The organism is Brevundimonas sp. (assembly GCF_044336875.1).
Lineage (GTDB): Bacteria > Pseudomonadota > Alphaproteobacteria > Caulobacterales > Caulobacteraceae > Brevundimonas.
Genome location: NZ_JBIIOP010000003.1, coordinates 110,395 through 127,362 on the forward strand (window position 1 = coordinate 110,395; position 16,968 = coordinate 127,362).

Annotated in this window: 16 protein-coding genes; 8 read left to right on the forward strand and 8 right to left on the reverse strand. The window is 69.4% G+C overall.

Translation table 11 applies throughout. The features are described from left to right. Positions 1–2: 2 nt before the first annotated feature. From fabZ to ACIQ1T_RS05745, 6 genes are read left to right on the forward strand one after another with little or no spacing between them, the layout of a single operon-like run. On the forward strand, positions 3–467 hold the full coding sequence (fabZ, locus tag ACIQ1T_RS05720; RefSeq protein ID WP_395943567.1) for a 3-hydroxyacyl-ACP dehydratase FabZ: 465 nt from the start codon (positions 3–5) through the stop codon (positions 465–467). Beyond that, positions 467–1,255 carry an acyl-ACP--UDP-N-acetylglucosamine O-acyltransferase gene (lpxA, locus tag ACIQ1T_RS05725; protein WP_395943568.1) on the forward strand — a complete coding sequence of 263 codons (789 nt, stop codon included), beginning with the start codon at positions 467–469 and terminating at the stop codon, positions 1,253–1,255. Before fabZ ends, lpxA begins: the two co-directional genes overlap by 1 nt. Beyond that, on the forward strand, positions 1,252–2,091 hold the full coding sequence (locus ACIQ1T_RS05730) for an LpxI family protein (RefSeq protein ID WP_395943569.1): 840 nt from the start codon (positions 1,252–1,254) through the stop codon (positions 2,089–2,091). The genes lpxA and ACIQ1T_RS05730 overlap by 4 nt, the downstream gene beginning before the upstream one ends. Beyond that, positions 2,088–3,269 carry a lipid-A-disaccharide synthase gene (lpxB, locus tag ACIQ1T_RS05735; RefSeq protein WP_395943570.1) on the forward strand — a complete coding sequence of 394 codons (1,182 nt, stop codon included), beginning with the start codon at positions 2,088–2,090 and terminating at the stop codon, positions 3,267–3,269. The genes ACIQ1T_RS05730 and lpxB overlap by 4 nt, the downstream gene beginning before the upstream one ends. A 2-nt stretch (positions 3,270–3,271) precedes the next feature. Beyond that, the gene (locus ACIQ1T_RS05740) at positions 3,272–3,970 is read left to right on the forward strand and encodes an alpha/beta fold hydrolase (RefSeq protein ID WP_395943571.1); all 699 of its coding nucleotides are present in this window, start codon (positions 3,272–3,274) and stop codon (positions 3,968–3,970) included. A gap of 2 nt (positions 3,971–3,972) precedes the next feature. Continuing rightward, positions 3,973–4,965 (forward strand): aromatic acid exporter family protein, encoded by a 993-nt coding sequence (locus ACIQ1T_RS05745; RefSeq protein ID WP_395943572.1) that lies wholly within the window; start codon positions 3,973–3,975, stop codon positions 4,963–4,965. A 63-nt stretch (positions 4,966–5,028) separates the two neighbouring features. Here ACIQ1T_RS05745 and gltA read toward each other — a convergent pair whose 3' ends face one another. Beyond that, positions 5,029–6,321 carry a citrate synthase gene (gene gltA, locus ACIQ1T_RS05750; protein WP_395943573.1) on the reverse strand — a complete coding sequence of 431 codons (1,293 nt, stop codon included), beginning with the start codon at positions 6,319–6,321 and terminating at the stop codon, positions 5,029–5,031. Positions 6,322–6,388: 67 nt separating this feature from the next. Beyond that, entirely contained in the window at positions 6,389–7,804 is a 1,416-nt protein-coding gene (gene gltX, locus ACIQ1T_RS05755; RefSeq protein ID WP_395943574.1) for a glutamate--tRNA ligase, read from the reverse strand. Between the two features lie 67 nt (positions 7,805–7,871). Between gltX and ACIQ1T_RS05760 the strand changes: the two genes are divergently transcribed. Further along, positions 7,872–9,980 carry a ComEC/Rec2 family competence protein gene (locus ACIQ1T_RS05760; protein ID WP_395943575.1) on the forward strand — a complete coding sequence of 703 codons (2,109 nt, stop codon included), beginning with the start codon at positions 7,872–7,874 and terminating at the stop codon, positions 9,978–9,980. Here ACIQ1T_RS05760 and lexA read toward each other — a convergent pair. The 4 genes from lexA to ACIQ1T_RS05780 form a co-directional block, all read right to left on the reverse strand. Continuing rightward, on the reverse strand, positions 9,961–10,653 hold the full coding sequence (gene lexA / locus ACIQ1T_RS05765; protein ID WP_395943576.1) for a transcriptional repressor LexA: 693 nt from the start codon (positions 10,651–10,653) through the stop codon (positions 9,961–9,963). The genes ACIQ1T_RS05760 and lexA overlap by 20 nt on opposite strands. A 123-nt stretch (positions 10,654–10,776) precedes the next feature. Further along, positions 10,777–11,571, reverse strand: coding sequence for an indole-3-glycerol phosphate synthase TrpC (trpC, locus tag ACIQ1T_RS05770; protein ID WP_395943577.1), 795 nt, complete (start codon positions 11,569–11,571; stop codon positions 10,777–10,779). After that, entirely contained in the window at positions 11,568–12,605 is a 1,038-nt protein-coding gene (trpD, locus tag ACIQ1T_RS05775) for an anthranilate phosphoribosyltransferase (protein WP_395943578.1), read from the reverse strand. The genes trpC and trpD overlap by 4 nt, the downstream gene beginning before the upstream one ends. A 2-nt stretch (positions 12,606–12,607) precedes the next feature. Then, positions 12,608–13,198 carry an anthranilate synthase component II gene (locus ACIQ1T_RS05780; protein ID WP_395943579.1) on the reverse strand — a complete coding sequence of 197 codons (591 nt, stop codon included), beginning with the start codon at positions 13,196–13,198 and terminating at the stop codon, positions 12,608–12,610. Positions 13,199–13,287: 89 nt separating this feature from the next. On the opposite strand from ACIQ1T_RS05780, the gene ACIQ1T_RS05785 reads away from it, so the two are divergent. Beyond that, positions 13,288–13,494, forward strand: coding sequence for a peptidoglycan-binding protein (locus tag ACIQ1T_RS05785; RefSeq protein ID WP_395943580.1), 207 nt, complete (start codon positions 13,288–13,290; stop codon positions 13,492–13,494). A 3-nt stretch (positions 13,495–13,497) separates the two neighbouring features. Here ACIQ1T_RS05785 and trpE read toward each other — a convergent pair whose 3' ends face one another. Next, on the reverse strand, positions 13,498–15,015 hold the full coding sequence (trpE, locus tag ACIQ1T_RS05790; protein WP_395943581.1) for an anthranilate synthase component I: 1,518 nt from the start codon (positions 15,013–15,015) through the stop codon (positions 13,498–13,500). Next, positions 15,012–16,916, reverse strand: a complete 1,905-nt coding sequence (locus tag ACIQ1T_RS05795) for a peptidyl-prolyl cis-trans isomerase (RefSeq protein WP_395943582.1) — start codon at positions 16,914–16,916, stop codon at positions 15,012–15,014. The genes trpE and ACIQ1T_RS05795 overlap by 4 nt, the downstream gene beginning before the upstream one ends. Between the last annotated feature and the right edge of the window lie 52 nt (positions 16,917–16,968).

Genomic DNA, 16,968 nt, shown 5'->3' on the forward strand with positions numbered 1-16,968 from the left:
GGATGAGCGAAGACGGCAAGATCGATTACGCCGAGGTGATGCGGCGGCTGCCGCACCGCTATCCCTTCCTGCTGGTGGACAGGGCGGAGGACTTCGTGCCCCGGACCTCGATCGTGGGCGTCAAGAACGTCACCCACAACGAGCCCTTCTTCCCGGGCCACTTCCCGATCGATCCGGTCATGCCGGGCGTGCTGATCGTCGAGGCCATGGCCCAGACGGGCGCCCTGCTGATGTCCAAGACCCTGGACGTCGCCGTGGCCGACAAGGTCATCATGTTCATGTCGATCGACGGCGTGCGCTTCCGCAAGCCGGCGCGGCCAGGCGATCAGCTGCGCATGGAGGTCAAGGTGATCAAGGCGCGCGGCGACGCCTACAAGTTCCGCGGCGAGACCTTCATCGACGGCAAGCTGGCGGCGGAAGCCGAATTCATGGCCATGGTCGTCACCGTGCCGGAGCCTGCCGCCTGATGACTGTTCACCCGACCGCCCTGATCGACGCCACGGCGACCCTGGCCGACGGGGTGACGGTCGGCCCCTGGTGCACGGTCGGCCCGAACGTGGTCCTGGGCGAGAACGTCCGCCTGGTCAGTCATGTGGTCGTCCAGCAGGACACGACGGTCGGGGCGGGTACGACGATCCATCCCTTCGCGGTCATCGGCGGCGATCCGCAGCACAATGGCTACAAGGGCGAGCCGGTGCGGCTGGAGATCGGCGAGAACAATCTGATCCGCGAGCATTGCACCTTCAACCGGGGCACGCCTCAGGGGACGGGCGTGACCGTCGTCGGCTCGAACAACCTGTTCATGACGGGCGCCCATGTCGGCCACGACTGTGTCGTCGGCAGCAATGTCGTCATGGCCAACAACGCGACCCTGGGCGGTCACGCCCAGGTGGGCGACAAGGTCTTCCTTGGGGGACTGTGCGCCGTGCATCAGAACGGGCGTGTGGGGCAGGGGGCCATCATCGGCGGCCTGGCGGCCGTGACCCGCGATGTCATTCCCTACGGCTCGGCCTGGGGCAATCATGCGCGGCTGCGCGGGCTCAACCTGATCGGGTTGAAGCGCAAGGGCTACGGCAAGGACCAGGTGCGGCGGCTGCTTGCCGCCTACCGCGACCTTTTCGAGGGTCAGGGCGAGTTCGCCGGCCGGATAGACGGGGTGGCCCGGACCTATGCCGACCTGCCCGAGATCATGGAGATCATCGTCTTCATCCGCGACGGCGGGCGGCGTCCGTTGTGCCTGCCCAACGCGGAATGAGCTTGTCCGGAAAACTGGGCCTGATCGCCGGAGGGGGCGACCTCCCGGCGGCGGTGGCGGCGCGGTGCGACGCGGAGGGACGGCCGATCTTCGTGATCCGTCTGGCCGGGTTCGCCGATCCCCATCTGATCCGCTGGCCCGGCGCCGAGTTCGGCATGGCCCAGATCGGCGCAATATTGAAGGCGCTGAAGACCGAGGGCTGCACCACCGTCTGTCTGGCGGGCATCGTCAACCGGCCCGACTTCAAGACGCTGAAGCCCGACTTCAAGGGCGCGACCCTGCTGCCCGGCATAGTCGCGGCGGCGGCCAAGGGCGACGACGCCCTGCTGCGCAAGATTCTGTCGGTGTTCGAGGCCGAGGGGTTCGCCGTCGAGGGCGCCGACGACATCCTGGGCGGAGAGACTCTGACAGCCGGCGCCCTTGGGGCCGTATCCCCGACGCCCGAACAGCTGGCTGACCTTAAGAAGGCGCTGCATGTGGCGGAAAAGTCAGGCGAGCTGGACATCGGCCAGGGCGCAGTCGTTTGCGACGGCCTGGTGCTGGCGGTCGAGGCGCAGGAGGGAACCGACGCCATGCTGGGCCGGGTCGCAAGTCTGCCGGGCGATCTGCGGGGCTCGGCTGGCGACCGCAAGGGCGCGCTGGGCAAGGCGCCCAAACCGATTCAGGATCTGCGGGTGGACATGCCGGTGATCGGACCACGCACCGTCGAAATGGCCGCCGCGGCCGGTCTCGCGGGCATCGGCGGGGTGACGGGGCGGCTGATCCTGATCGACCGCACGGCCATTGTCGCGGCGGCGGACCGATTGGGTCTGTTCGTGTGGGGCGAGGACCGATGAGCCGTCCGTTGAAGATCATGCTGGTGGCGGCCGAGGCTTCGGGCGATGCGCTGGGCGCGGGTCTGGCCCGGGCGCTGAAGACGCGGTTGGGCGACGACGTGGCCTTCGTCGGGGTCGGCGGTCCCCGGATGGCGGCCGAGGGCGTGGCCAGCCCCTTCGACATCGCTGAACTGTCCATCCTGGGCTGGGTCGAGGGCTTGCGGGTCTATGGCATGGTCAAGCGCCGCGTCGCGGAGACGGCGGCCCTGGCCGAGCGGGAACAGCCGGACGCCGTTGTCCTGATCGACAGCTGGGGCTTCACCATCCGGGTGGCCAAGGCCATTCGCGCCGCGCGGCCGGGGGCGCCCCTGATCAAATATGTCGGGCCCCAGGTCTGGGCCTCGCGGCCGAGCCGGGCCAAGGATCTGGCCGGCGCCGTGGACCACCTGCTGGCGCTGTACGCCTTCGACGCGCCCTGGTTCGAACGGCAGGGCCTGCCGACGACGGTCGTCGGCTCCTCGGCCCTGCATGTGGACATGGCCGGCGCCGACGGCGCGGCCTTCCGCGCGCGACGCGGCATCGCCGCCGACGCCAGACTATTGCTGGTCCTGCCGGGCAGCCGGCCCAGCGAGATCACGCGGATGACGCCCGTCTACGAGGCCACGATCGGCAAGCTGAAGGCGCTGGATCCGACGCTGGAGGTCGCCGTGATCGCCGCAGGCACGGTGGCCGCCGATGTCGCCGGACGGATCGCCGCCTGGCCCTTCCGCGTCCATCTGGTTGACGAGTCCGAGAAATACGACGCCATGCGCGCGGCCACCGTGGCCCTGGCCACCAGCGGCACGGTCTCGACCGAACTGGCCCTGGCCGGCGCGCCCATGGTCATCGCCTACAAGATCGGCGGGCTCAGCTATCAGCTGATGAAGCGTATGGTGACGGCGAAACACATCACCCTGTTCAATGTCGCCGCCGACGACCGGATTGCGCCGGAGTTCATCCAGCACGAGGCGACGCCGCCCATCCTGGCTGCGGCGGTCGGCCGGCTGCTGGCCGATCCGGCCATGGCGACGGAACAGGCCCGGCGCCAGACGGCGGCCCTGGAACTGATGGGGCGCGGCGGACCGGATCCGTCGGAACTGGCGGCCGACGCCGTGCTGCGCGTGATCGCGGCGAAGGCCCCGACCGGGACGACGGGCTGACCATGACGCGGCCCTGTCTGGTGCTCATCCCGGGGCTGCTGAACGACGCCGACCTTTGGCGCGACCAGGTCGAGGCCCTGTCCCCGATCTATGACGTCCGCGTCGCCGACATCACCCAGGGTGAGAGCCTGGCGGCCCTGGCCGAGGCGGTGTTCGCCGTCGCGCCCGACCGCTTCTCCATCGCTGGCTTTTCGCTGGGCGGCTATGTCGCCCAGGAGATGCTGAGGCGGGCGCCGGACCGGATCGAACGCCTGGCCCTGCTGGACACCGCCATCCGCGTCGATACGCCCGAGAAGGCGGCGGAGAGGCGAACGCTCGGCCGGCTGGCCCAGGCGTCGGGCCGGTTCCTGGGCATGGGCGATCCGATGATGCGGGCCTATCTCAGCCCCGAGCACGCGGCGGATCCCGAGATGGCGGGACGGGTTCGCGCCATGACCCAGAGACTGGGCCTGGAGGTCTTTCTGCGCCAGAACGCCCTCGCGCGGGCGGACGGCGAGGCGGTGTTGCGCGCCTTCACCCGTCCGGTCCTGGTCCTGTGCGGAGAGGCGGACGGGATCACGCCGCCGGCCGGCCACCGCGAGATGGCGGACCTGGCCTGGGACGCCGAACTGGTCGTGGCGCCGGGGTGCGGCCACCTGACGCCGATCGAGGCGCCGGATCTGGTCAGCGCCGCGCTGGGCCGCTGGATGCGGCGGACCTGACGGTGGCGCGGGCCTTCAGTCCACGCCGGGCCGCGGAAATTCGCGCCGCGCTCCAGATGGCGGCGGGGGCGACGGCCGCCCTTTACCTGGCCACCCTGCTGCAGCTGCCGCATCCTTACTGGAGTGTGATCTCGGCCATCGTCGTCATTCAGGCCAGTGTCGGCGGCGGGGTGCTGAATGTGGCGCGCGACCGGGCCGTCGGCACGGTGACCGGCGCCGTTGTGGGGGCGGCCGTCGCCTTCGTGCGGCCGCCGGGGATGGAGAGCATGGCGCTCAGTCTGGCCGCCGCCACGGCGGTCCTTGCCTTTCTCGGCACGGGCCGCACCTGGCTGAAGGTGGCGCCGGTGACGGCGACCATCGTCATCGCCGGCGGGGCGGGGACCGAGGGGCCGGCCGCCCTGGCCCTGGACCGGATGATGGAGATTATGGTCGGCAGCGGCGTCGGTGTGATCGCCATCCTGGCCCTGTTCCCGCGTCACGCCCGACAGAATTTCCAGATCCAGGCGCGCGACGCGGCCGGGGAGGCGGCGGCCCTGCTTGCCCTGGTGGCGAAGGGCGACCACGCCGACGCAGCCGAGATCACCCGCCGGCACGCCGATCTGAAGCGGCGGCTGGACAAGCTGGGCGACGCCGCCAAACACGTCATCGATCTGCCGGGACCGCAGCGCGAGACAGCGGACCGCGCCGCCCTGGCCCGCGCCTTCTGGCGGGTCCGCAGCGACATCGTCATCCTAGGGCGCGGCTTCCAGGCCGAGGGCGCGGCCGCCCGATTGGGCCCCTGGTCCCAGGACGCCGCCCGGGCCGTCGCCCGGCTGGAAGCCCTGTCGGCGGGGCGGGCCGTTGAGCCCCTGGGGCCGGTCGACCAGGCCCTGGCTCTGTCCATGGCCGTCCAGGGCGACGACATGGCCCTGGGCGCCGCCGCCATCGGCCTGGCGCACATGCACCGCGACCTGGACGATCTGGCGGCGCGGTTCGCCGATCTGAAACTGGTCTGAGGCCAAAGAAAAACGCCGGGGATGGCTCCCCGGCGTTCTGCAGTCCGGTCGTGGGACGGTCGATCAGCCGCGCTGTTCGATCGGCACGTAGTCGCGCTCGGTCGGGCCCGTGTACAGCTGACGCGGGCGGCCGATCTTCTGCGACGGATCCGACATCATTTCCTGCCACTGGGCGATCCAGCCCACGGTGCGGGCCAGGGCGAACAGCACGGTGAACATGCTGGTCGGGAAGCCCATCGCCGACAGGGTGATGCCCGAATAGAAGTCGACGTTCGGGAACAGCTTGCGCGAGGTGAAGTATTCGTCCGACAGGGCGACCTTCTCCAGTTCCTTGGCGACAAGGAACAGCGGGTCGTTCTCGCGGCCCGTGGCGGCCAGGACTTCATAGGCCGACTGCTGCATGACCTTGGCGCGCGGATCGTAGTTCTTGTACACGCGGTGGCCGAAGCCCATCAGCTTGTACTTGCGGTCCTTCACGCCCTGGATGAACTCCGGGATACGGTCCGGGGTGCCGATTTCCTTCAGCATGGTCAGCGCCTCTTCGTTGGCGCCGCCGTGCGACGGGCCCCACAGGCAGGCGATGCCGGCGGCGATACAGGCGAAGGGGTTGGCGCCCGACGAACCGGCCAAGCGGACGGTCGAGGTTGAGGCGTTCTGCTCGTGGTCGGCGTGCAGGGTGAAGATGCGGTCCATGGCGCGCACCAGGGCCGGATCGACGTGATAGTCCTCGGCCGGCACGGCGAAGCACATGCGCAGGAAGTTCTCGGCGTACGACAGGTCGTTGCGCGGCGACACGAAGGGCTGGCCGACGTGGTACTTGTAGGCGCGGGCCGCGATCGTCGGCATCTTGGCGATCAGGCGGATGGCCGAGATGTCGCGCTGCACCGGATCATGGATGTCCAGGCTGTCGTGATAGAAGGCCGACAGGGCGCCGACGGTGCCGACCATGATGGCCATCGGGTGGGCGTCGCGGCGGAAGCCTTCGAAGAAGCGGTCGATCTGAGCATGCAGCATGGTGTGCATGGTGATGCTGTTTTCGAACTTCTCGTACTGCTCGGCCGTCGGCAGTTCGCCGTGCAGCAGCAGGTGGCAGACTTCCACGAAGTTCGACTTCGACGCCAACTGGTCGATCGGATAGCCGCGGTGCAGCAGCACGCCCGCGTCGCCGTCGATATAGGTCAGGGCCGATTCACAGGCGGCCGTGGAGGTGAAGCCCGGGTCGAAGGTGAAGGCGCCCGTTCCGCCGTAGAGCTTGCGGATGTCGATTACGTCCGGACCGGTCGAACCTGACAGAACCGGCAGGTCGACGCTCTTGCCCTCGAAGGAGAGGGTGGCGGTTTTGGATTGGTCAGTCATCAATGCCCCTTTGCATTTGGACGTCCGATCACGGGGAGGCGTCGGGCGCTCTTTGGTTTGTGCGTGATCACTTAGTCGGTTGCAGCGCATCATCCAAGCGCCCGAGACTTTCGTCGCGCCCAAGAGCGGATAAAGTTCGTGCGATATCGGGCGAAGCCGATCCTGCGGTGAGGGCCGCCCGCATGGGAGGACCGATCTTGCCGAACCCGACACCCTCGGATTCGGCGAAGCTCTTGAGCTCGGCTTCAAGCGCGAAGACGTCCCAGGACTGGAACAGGGCCAGGCGGTCGCGCAGGCGGCCGAGGCGGTCCAGGGTCTCGCCCGACAGCAGGGCGGCGCCCTTGTCGTCGAGGGCGAGGGGACGGGTCTTCAGAACGAATTCGGTCTGATCGGCCAGCTCCAGAACGGTCTTGGCGCGATCCTTCACGAAGGGCATGGCGCGCTGCAGCTTCGCCTCGTCGGCCTCGGCTATGGCGCGGCCGCGCTGCAGGTGGGCGTCCAGGGTCAGCTTGGCGAGCCGTTCGTCGTCGGCGAGACGCAGCCAGTGAGAATTGACGTGGGCCAGCTTGTCGAAGTCCAGCCGGGCCGGGGCCTTGCCGATGCCGGCGAAGTCGAACCATTCGACCGCCTGGGCGTCGCTGAACAGCTCGTCGTCGCCGTGGGCCCAGCCCAGACGCGCCAGATAGTTGCGCATGGCCTCGGGCAGATAGCCCATCTCGGCGTATTCGTGCACCGCCTGGGCGCCGTGACGCTTCGACAGTTTGGCGCCGTCCGGGCCGTGGATCAGGGGGATGTGGGCGAAGCTGGGCCGGGTCCAGCCCAGGGCGTCGTAGATCAGGCTCTGGCGGGCGGCGTTGTTCAGATGGTCGTCGCCGCGGATGACATGGGTCACGCCCATGTCGTGGTCGTCCACCACCACAGCCAGATTATAGGTCGGGGCGCCGTCCGAACGCAGCAGGACCAGATCGTCCAGGTCGTCGGTCGACCAACTGACTTCGCCCTGCACCTCGTCCGGCACGGTGACCGTCGTCGACTGCGGACGGCGGAAGCGGACGACATGGGGCAGAGCCAGATCGTCGACGGTCGGGGCGCGGTCCCGCCACGGCGATTCGAAGGCGCGCTTCTCGGCCTTGGCTTCGTCGCGCAGACGGCCGGTCTCCTCGGCCGAGGTGAAGTCGCGATAGGCGTGACCGGTCTCCAGCAACTGATCCACCACCTCGCGGTGGCGGTCGGCGCGGCTGAACTGGAAGACCGGTTCCTCGTCGGCGAACAGTTCCAGCCAGCTCAGGCCGTCGAAGATGGCCTTGACCGCTTCGTCGGTCGAGCGTTCGCGATCGGTGTCCTCGACGCGGATCAGGAAACGCCCTGCGTGTCTCTTCGCGTACAGCCAGTTGAACAAGGCCGTTCTCGCGCCGCCGATATGCAGATAGCCTGTCGGCGAGGGGGCGAAGCGGGTGACGACAGTCGAGGAAGGTGAGGTCATGGGGGAGGGGTCCGTAAGCGAGGCCCTTATACGCCCCGAGGCGGCAAAGCCTACCCCTGGCGCAAGATTGCGGGCCTGGCTGGGCGAACAGGTCGCAATACAGACGCTGAGATGGCGGCTGTGGGCGCCGGTGGCCTTCGGCGCGGGCGGCGCCATCTATTTCTCGCTCCGCTTCGAGCCGCCGTTGTGGCCGCTGGTCCTGACGGCCGCCCTGACCATCGGCGGATGGGTGGCGGCGCGGCGACGGGGTTGGCGACGCTCGGCGACCTGGCTCCTGATGATCGTGGCTTGCGTGGCGAGCGGACTGGCGGCGGGCAGGCTGCGCACCGAGGCCGTCGCCGCGCCCATCGCCCCGTCCCTGAGCGAGCCGACGATGATCGAGGCCTGGGTGGTGGATGTCGACAGTTCTGGCCAGAGGGGCGCGCGGATTGTGGTGGCCCCCGTCCGGATCCGAGGTCTGGCGCCTGAACAGACGCCGGTGAGGCTGCGCGCCACGGTGCAGGGGGAACCGCCGCGGCCGGGCGAAGCGGTGCGACTGTTCGCCATCCTCAATCCTCCGCCGGCCCCGGCCAGCCCAGGCGCCTATGATTTCGGCCGCAACGCCTTCTTCCAGGGGCTGGGCGGCGTGGCCTTCGCCCTGGGCGAGACGCGACGGGTCGACCTGTCCCCGGCGCCGTGGCGCCTGCGGCTGGTCATGGCGGTGGACGCCGCGCGCTACGCCCTGGCGGAACGGATCGTGGTGCGGCTGGGCGAACGAACCGGCGGGGTCGCCGCCGCCATGACCACCAGTCACGAAGCCTGGATCAGTCCGGCCGACATGGATGTGATGCGGGATTCAGGTCTGGCCCATATCCTCTCGGTCTCGGGCCTGCACATGGCGATCGTCGGCGGGTTCGTCTTCTTCGCCGCTCGACTGGGCGTAGCGGCCTGGCCGTGGTTGGCCCTGCGGGTTCCGGGCAAGAAGATCGCCGCCGTGGCGGGACTGACGGCGGTCGGGGTCTATCTGGTGGTGTCGGGCGCGCCGCCCCCGGCCGAGCGGGCCGCCGTCACCGCCGCCATAGCCTTTCTGGCCATCCTGCTGGATCGGCAGGCGGTGACCATGCACGGTCTGGCGGTCGCAGCCTTCGTCGTCCTGGCGCTTCAGCCCGAGGCTATCGTCACGCCGGGCTTCCAGATGTCCTTCGCGGCGACGGCCGCCCTGGTGGCCCTGGTCGAGGCCTGGCCCCGGAGGACGCGGGAGATTTCGGCGCCCTGGCCCATAGTCGTGATTCAGAGGTTCGGCGGCTGGTTGACGGCGGCGGTGGCGGCCAGCGTCGTCGCGGGCCTGGCGACCGGGCCGTTCGCCATGCAGCATTTCAACAGAACGGCCGTCTATGGGCTGCTGGCCAATCTGGGCACGGCGCCGGTCGCGGATTTCGTATTGATGCCGGCCCTGGCCCTGGGTGCGGCGCTGGAGCCCTTGGGGCTGGGCGGGCCCTTCCTGAAGGTCGCAGGTTGGGGCGTGGATCTGATGCTGGCGATCGGAAGCTGGACGGCGGGCCTGCCCGGCGCGGTGCGGACTGTGGCCAGCGCGCCGGATTACGTCCTGCCCATCGCCTTTCTCGGCGTGCTGTTCGTCTGCCTGTGGCGAGGGCGGCTGCGTTGGCTGGGTCTGCCCCTGGCGGCGGCGGTTATGCTGTGGCCGCGTGCGCCGACGCCGGATCTGTGGATCGGCGACGAAGGAACCAACGCCGCCTTTCATCGACAGGCTGAGGCGGTCGTGATCCGGCCGGGCGTGCGTCAATTCGCGGTCGATCTCTGGTCCCGTCGGCGAGGGCTGACGCCGGTGGATCGGGATGAGGCGGGCTGGAGCTGCGATCGGTCGTCCTGTCGCCCGGACGGCGCCGAGGCTGGGCCCCTCGCCCTTTGGTGGGGGCGGGGGACGCCGGAAACCGATCAGATGGACGCCCTGTGTCGCACGGCGCCGGTCGTCAGCGTGCGAGCGGTCCTCGAAGCCCTGCCGTCATCCTGCGACGGGCGGCTGGTGCTCGACGGTGTCGACTATGCGCGGGGCGGAGCGGTGGAGTTGTGGCGCGATGGTCCAGACCACTGGCGCGCCGTCTGGACCGCCGATGTGCGGGGCGACCGGCCCTGGTCGAGCCGGCCGGCCTCCGAACTCAGTGATAGCGACGGATGAGGCCGACCAGCTTGCCCTGAACCGACACCTGGTCCGACCCGTAGATCTTGGTCTCGTAGTTGCGGTTGGCGGGCTCCAGGGCGATGGAGGCGCCTTTCTTGCGCAGTCGTTTCAGCGTCGCCTGCTCGCCCTCGACCAGGGCCACGACGATCTCGCCGGACGAGGCGTTCTCGGTCGCCTTGATCACCACCATGTCGCCGTTGAGGATGCCGGCCTCGATCATCGAATCGCCTTCGATCTCGAGCAGATAGTGTTCGCCAGAGCCCAGCAGGGCCTCAGGCACAGGATAGCGGGCGGTCTCGTGCTCGATGGCGTCGATCGGAGTGCCGGCGGCGATCTTGCCCATCAGCGGCAGTTCGCGGCTGTCGTTGGCGGGTTCCGCCGCCTTCGCACGGCCGCCGCCCTCGATCACATCGGGCTTGAATCCGGCCCGACCACGCGGCGCGCCGGCAGTGGCCTGTTCCGGCAGTTTGGTGACTTCCAGGGCGCGGGCGCGGTGGGCGAGGCGACGAATGAAGCCGCGTTCCTCCAGCGCCGTGATCAGCCGGTGGATGCCCGACTTGGACGCCAGGTCCAGCGCCTCCTTCATCTCGTCGAACGACGGGGAGACGCCGGTCTCCTGGATCCGTTCGTGGATGAACATCAGCAGTTCGTGCTGCTTGCGCGTGAGCATCGCCAAGGCCCTCATGGGCCCCTTCCTCGAATCGGAACGGGCCGTGAACATTGACGATGTTCTGTAAGTGTTCCTTCCTAATGTCAACTTAACGGCGCCGCTGGGCGCCGCGCGACGGAAGGGTCAGGCGGCCAGCAGCTGCCGGGTGGCGGCCTCGACATCGGCCTGGCGCATCAGGCTCTCGCCGACCAGAATGGCCTGGGCGTGGGCCGAGGAAACGCGTTCGACGTCCTCGGGCGTGAAGATGCCGCTCTCGGCGACCAGCAGGGCGCGCACCGGGCTGAGCATCGACAGGCGTTCGGTGACCTCCAGATCGACCTCGAACGTGCGCAGCGAGCGGTTGTTGACCCCGACCAGATTTCCGCCGAGCCCGCAGGCGCGCGCCATCTCGACCTCGTCATGGGTCTCGATCAGGGCGTCCATGCCGAACCGCTCAGCCTCGGACAGCAGTTCGGCGGCCAGTTTGTCGTCGACCATGGCCAGGATGATCAGGATACAGTCGGCGCCCAGAGCGCGGCTCTCGGCCACCTGCCAGGGGTCGACCAGAAAGTCCTTGCGCAGGCAGGGCAGGGCGACCGTATCGCGGGCCTGGACCAGATAGGCGTCGTCGCCCTGGAAGCTGGGGCCGTCGGTCAGGACCGACAGACAGGCGGCGCCGCCGGCCGCATAGGCGCGCGCCAGGGCGGGTGGGTCGAAGTCGGGACGGATCAGACCCTTGGACGGGCTGGCCTTCTTGATCTCGGCGATCAGGGCGGGCCGGCCGGTTTCCTCGCCGACGCGTTCCAAAGCTTCGCGGAAGCCACGCGGGGCGGTGGCCTGAGAGGCCAGGGCCTCGATGGCGTCCTGAGAGGTCGCCGCCTTCCGGGCGGCGACGTCCTCGCGCTTGTAGGCGGCGATGCGTTCCAGAACGTCGGTCATGCTTTGTCTTCGGTATCCAGCGGCGTGTTGGTGATACGGGCCAGACGCTCCAGCGCCTTGGCGGCCCGGCCGTCGTCGATGGCGGCGGCGGCGAGCGCGGCCCCCTCGGCGAGGTCGACCGCCCGATCCGATACCACGAGAGCGGCGGCGGCGTTCAGCAACACGATGTCGCGGTAAGGGCCGGCCTGTCCCGCCAGCAGGGCGCGCAGGGCGACGGCGTTCTCCTCGGCGTCGCCGCCGCGGATGGCCTCGATCGGGGCGCGCGGCAGGCCGGCGTCCTCGGGCGTGACCTGGAAGCGACGGACCGCGCCGTCCTTCCACTCCGCCACCTCGGTCGGACCCGAGGTGGCCAGTTCGTCCAGACCCTGGCCGTGGACGGTCCAGGCGCGCGTTGCGCCCAGCCGCCCCAGCACCTCGGCCAGGGGCTCCAGCAGGCGCGGATCATAGACGCCCATGACCTGGCGTTTCGCCGACGCGGGGTTCGAAAGCGGCCCCAACAGGTTGAAGACGGTGCGGAAACCGATCTCGGCCCGCACCGGACCGACGTGGCGCATGGCGCCATGATAGGCGGGGGCGAACAGGAAGCAGATCCCGGCCTCGTCCAGCGCCTTCCTCTGCTGGGCCTGATCGGCCATCAGGTTCACGCCCAGGATCGACAGGACGTCCGAAGAGCCTGATTTGGAAGACATCGCCCGGTTGCCGTGCTTGGCGACCTTCAGGCCCGCACCGGCCAGCACCAGGGCTGCGGCGGTGGAGATGTTGTAGGTGTGCTGGCCGTCGCCGCCGGTGCCGCAGGTGTCGATCACCTCATAGGGATGATCCAGCGTCAGGGCGGCCTCGCGCATGGCGCCGGCGAAGGCGGCGATCTCGTCCACCGTCTCGCCGCGCATCCGCAGAGCGGTGACGGCGGCGGCGACCTGGGACGAGGTCGGCTCGCCACGCAGACAGGCGGCGAAGAAGTCGTGCGCCTGTTGCGACGTCAGCGGCTGGCCCTCGACCAGACGGGCGAGGATCGGCTTGAAACCGTCGGCCACGATCAGGCGGCCGCGAGGCGCTTCACGCCGGCGATCTCGAGGAAGTTGGCCAGCATGTCGTGGCCGTGTTCGGTGGCGATGGATTCCGGGTGGAACTGGACGCCGTGGATCGGCCGGTCGCGATGCTGCAGGCCCATGATCTCGCCGTCGGCGGTCCAGGCGGTGACCTCCAGACAGTCGGGCAGGGTCTCGCGCTTCACGGCCAGCGAATGGTAGCGGGTGGCGGTGAAGGGCGACGGCAGGCCGGCGAAGACGCTTCGGCCCTCATGCAGGATCGGCGAGGTCTTGCCATGCATCAGGGTCTTGGCGCGGATCACGTCGCCGCCGAAGGCCTGGCCGATCGACTGATGGCCCAGACAGACGCCCAGGATCGGCATGGAGGCCGGGGCGGTCCGGATCAGCGGCAGGCAGATGCCGGCCTGGTCGGGGGCGCAGGGGCCGGGCGACAACAGGACGGCGGCGGGGTTCAGCGCCCACGCCTCGTCCACCGTCAGGTCGTCGTTGCGCACCACATGCGTCGGCGCGCCCAACTCCGCGAGGTAGTGGACGAGATTGTAGGTGAAGCTGTCGTAGTTATCGACGACGAGTATCATGGTCTGGCTTCTAGGCGCGGTCTGCCGCCACGCCAAGGCGGCGCGGCCGTTAAAGCGCATCTTAACACTGGCTGGGACAGATTGGGGGCGTGAAACTGACCGCCGAAAAAGACATCGCCGACAAGATCGCCGCCGCCCGCGCCAAGCTGGCCGTGGCGGAGCCGCGTCCCGCCAGCCCGTTCGCCGCGCTCGGCGCCGCAGCCCTAGCGGCTACGGCGGCCGTGGTCATGGCCGGCGTGGTGGTGATCGGACCGGGCGTCCGTTTCGACGAACCGGCCGCGACCTATGTTCCCTGAATTCTAACGATTGCCGGTGCGAAAACGCCAGGCGTCCTCGGCGGCCCGCATCGGCGCGCGCGCCTTGTGCTGGGTCTCGGCGTATTCCGCCGCCGGATCGCTGTCGGCGACCACGCCCGCGCCGGCCTGGACGAAGATTCGGTCGTCGGCGAACAGGGCGGTGCGCAGGGTGATGCAGATGTCCGCCTCGCCCCCGGCCGAGATATAGCCCACGCCGCCGCCGTAGCCGACGCCGCGCTTCTCGCTCTCCAGTTCGTCGATGACCTCCATCGCCCGCACCTTGGGCGCGCCCGACAGGGTGCCGGCGGGCAGGGCCGCCAGCAGGGTGTCCACCGCATCCAGCCTGGGATCGGCCTTGCCGCGCACGTTCGAGACGATGTGCATGACCTGGCTGTAGCGTTCGACGACGAAGCTTTCCGTCACCTCCACCGTCCCCGGCGCTGCGACCCGGCCGACGTCGTTGCGGCCCAGATCCAGCAGCATCAGGTGTTCGGCCCGTTCCTTGGGATCGGCCAGAAGCTCGACTTCCAGCGCCTTGTCGGCCTCGGGCGTGGCGCCGCGGGCGCGGGTGCCGGCCAGCGGACGGATGGTGACCTCGCCGTCCTTCAGTCGGACCAGGATCTCCGGGCTGGACCCGGCCAGCTGGAAGCCGTCGAAGTTCAGATAGAACAGATAGGGCGACGGGTTCTGTCGACGCAGCGAGCGATAGAAGGCGAACGGATCCTCGGTCCAGGGCGCCGAAAACCGGTGGCTGAGCACGACCTGGAAGATGTCTCCGGCGCCGATGTAATCCTTGGCCCTGGCGACCATTTCGCCGAATCCGGCCTCGTCCACCGGAGAGGCGAAGACCGGCGCGCTCGTCTCGTGCGGCGCCGCGCGGACGGGTAGGGGCTCGCGCAGGGCGGTCTCGAAGGCGTCCAGCCGGGCGACGGCGGCGTCGAAGGCCTCGCGCGGCGCGATCCCGGCGTCGGGATAGGCGGCCGAGATCAGGACGATCTCGTGCCGCACGGAATCGAAGATCGACACCAGCGACGGCCGCGTCAGTACGGCGTCGGGCAGGTCCAGCGGATCCGGATTGGGTTCGCCCAGCGGCTCAAGCAAGCGGACCATGTCATAGCCGAACACGCCGAACAGGCCGGCGGCCATCGGCGGCAGGCCCTCGGGCAGGTCGAATTTCGACGCGGCGATCAGGGCGCGCAGCGACTGCAGCGTCGGCAGGGGCTCGGGCGTGAACCGGCCCTCGGCGATGGCCACGCCTCGCGCCAGTTCGGCTGCGTTGGCGCGGCAGCGCCAAACGACGTCCGGATCCAGCGTCAGGATCGAATAGCGACCCTTGACCGCGCCGCCCTCGACCGATTCCAGCAGGCAGGCGTAGGGGCGGTCGCGGCCCAGTTTCAGATAGGCTGAGACCGGGGTCTCCAGGTCGTCGATGATGCGTCGGACGACGACCTGCGGCCGACCGGCCGAAAGGCCGGCGGCGAAGGCGTCGAAGTCGGCTTCGCCGTAGGCGGCCTCGGTCATTGCGCCGGAGCGGCGGGGGCGGCCTCGGCGGACAGGCCCAGGGCCTGACGCGCCAGGGCGACGTCGTTCTTGGCCTTGGAGCGCTGGGCGCCGGCGGTCATTTCCGCCTGGACCATGGCCTGGACCAGTTCCTGGGTGATGCGCGGGCGGGCCTGTTCGGCCAGCGGGCCGGCGACGGCCGGGTTGGCGGCGTGGACATTGTCGACGCGGCCGACGAGGAAGCCGCCCTGGCCGGGTTGCGAGAAGACTTGACCCTTGGCCTGACCGAACAGGCCCTGGAGCACGCCCTGGCCCAGCGATTCCTGGGTGGCCTGGTCGCGGACGACGCCGGTGCGGACCGTCAGCGGCGCATTCACCGAGCGGGCGACGGCGGCGATGTCCTGACCCTGACGGATCTTTCCGGCCAGTTCCTCGGCCTTGGTCGACAGGCGGCGACCGATTTCACGCTGCATCCACTGCGCGGCCAGGGGCTCGCGCACCTCGGCCAGGGTCGGCAGGGCCGACGGGCGGATGTCGTTCACGCGCACCGCGAAATACTGGCCCTGGCCGGCGTCGATCACGTCGCTTTCGCCGCCCTTGGTCAGGCTCCACGCCGTCTGGAAGATCTGCGGCGGGGCGTTCAGGGCCTGGCCGTTCGGCAGTTTGCCGTCCTGGGTGAAGGGGGGCAGGTCGACCAGGCGGCCGCCGGCCTCCCGTGCGGCGTCGGCCAGGTTCTTGCCGGCCGTGCGGGCGGCTTCGTACTTCTCGACCTTGGCGTAGGTCTGGCCCTTCACGTCCTCGGCGCGCAACTCCTGCACAATCTGTTCCCGCGCGCTTTCCAGCGTGGCCGGCTGGCCGGGCTGGATGGCGGTGACCTTGGCGACGGCGAAACCGATGCCCGCCTGGACCGGCTCCGACACCTGGTTGACCTGCAGGCCGAAGACGGCGGCGGCGGTGGCGGCGTCGCCGATCGCGGCGCGCGGGGTGGCGTCGAAGTTGGCGGGCTGAATGCTGTTGGCGCGGCCGACGTCGGCCGGCGACTGACCGGACCGCAGGGCGGCGGCGATCTTCTGGGCGGCGTCGCGGCTTGGGGCGGTCAGGGTGGTGAAGGTGCGGGTCTCGGGCTTGCCCAGGCTGTCCTTCTTGAACTCGAAACGTTCGCGGATGCGGTCGTCGGAGATCGGGGCGGCGGCGCCCTGATCAGGCGTGAACAGCACGACCGAGACCATGCGGAACTCCGGCGCGCGCAGGCGGGCGGCGTTTTCCTGGATGAAGGCGTTCAACTGGGCGTCGGTCGGGGCCGGCACCTGGCCGGCCATGGCCGGGGTCAGTTCGAACCAGCGGCCGTCGCGGGTCTCGAAGGCCGAACCGGCGAGCAGGGCGCCGTAGATGCGCGGCACGCGGGCGCCGGCGAAGACGGCGGCGCCGAAATGCTCGGTCGCATACTGGTCGCGCAGGTCCTGCTCCAGCATGGCCGGGGTCAGGTTCTGTTGGGCCAGGGCGCTCTCATAGGCCTGCTGGTCGAACTGGCCGGTGACCGAGTTGAAGAAGGCCGGGATCTGGCGGATCTGCTTGACGATCAGATCCTTGCCGGGACGTATGCCCGCCTTCCAGGCCCAGTTCAGGAAGCCCAGCTGTTCGGTCTGGCTGTCCAGGAAGCGGGTGTGGATGTTCTCAGCGATCAGGTCCTCGTTGGTCACGGGACGACCGGCCTGCTGCTGGATATTCTCGCGCACGCGACCGAAGGCCGCGCTGAACTCGGCCTCGTTCATCGACCGGTCGCCAGCGTCGATGACGTGTTTCGGTCCCAGGTTGGCGAATACATCCATGCGCGCGCCCACGATCACGAAACTGATGGCGATCAGGACGAGCAGGGCGGCGGCCCACTTGGAGCGCGAGAAGGCGCGGAAGGCGGTGATCATTCGAAAACCCGGAGTCTTGCCGACGTTGGCGTTACGGTGGCGTATAGTCGGG

Coding starts and splice junctions, on each gene's coding strand:
- fabZ (WP_395943567.1), top strand. CDS start 3: ATGAGCGAAGACGGCAAGATCGATTACGCCGAGGTGATGCGGCGGCTG.
- lpxA (WP_395943568.1), top strand. CDS start 467: ATGACTGTTCACCCGACCGCCCTGATCGACGCCACGGCGACCCTGGCC.
- ACIQ1T_RS05730 (WP_395943569.1), top strand. CDS start 1,252: ATGAGCTTGTCCGGAAAACTGGGCCTGATCGCCGGAGGGGGCGACCTC.
- lpxB (WP_395943570.1), top strand. CDS start 2,088: ATGAGCCGTCCGTTGAAGATCATGCTGGTGGCGGCCGAGGCTTCGGGC.
- ACIQ1T_RS05740 (WP_395943571.1), top strand. CDS start 3,272: ATGACGCGGCCCTGTCTGGTGCTCATCCCGGGGCTGCTGAACGACGCC.
- gltA (WP_395943573.1), bottom strand. CDS start 6,321: ATGACTGACCAATCCAAAACCGCCACCCTCTCCTTCGAGGGCAAGAGC.
- gltX (WP_395943574.1), bottom strand. CDS start 7,804: ATGACCTCACCTTCCTCGACTGTCGTCACCCGCTTCGCCCCCTCGCCG.
- lexA (WP_395943576.1), bottom strand. CDS start 10,653: ATGCTCACGCGCAAGCAGCACGAACTGCTGATGTTCATCCACGAACGG.
- trpC (WP_395943577.1), bottom strand. CDS start 11,571: ATGACCGACGTTCTGGAACGCATCGCCGCCTACAAGCGCGAGGACGTC.
- ACIQ1T_RS05780 (WP_395943579.1), bottom strand. CDS start 13,198: ATGATACTCGTCGTCGATAACTACGACAGCTTCACCTACAATCTCGTC.
- trpE (WP_395943581.1), bottom strand. CDS start 15,015: ATGACCGAGGCCGCCTACGGCGAAGCCGACTTCGACGCCTTCGCCGCC.
- ACIQ1T_RS05795 (WP_395943582.1), bottom strand. CDS start 16,916: ATGATCACCGCCTTCCGCGCCTTCTCGCGCTCCAAGTGGGCCGCCGCC.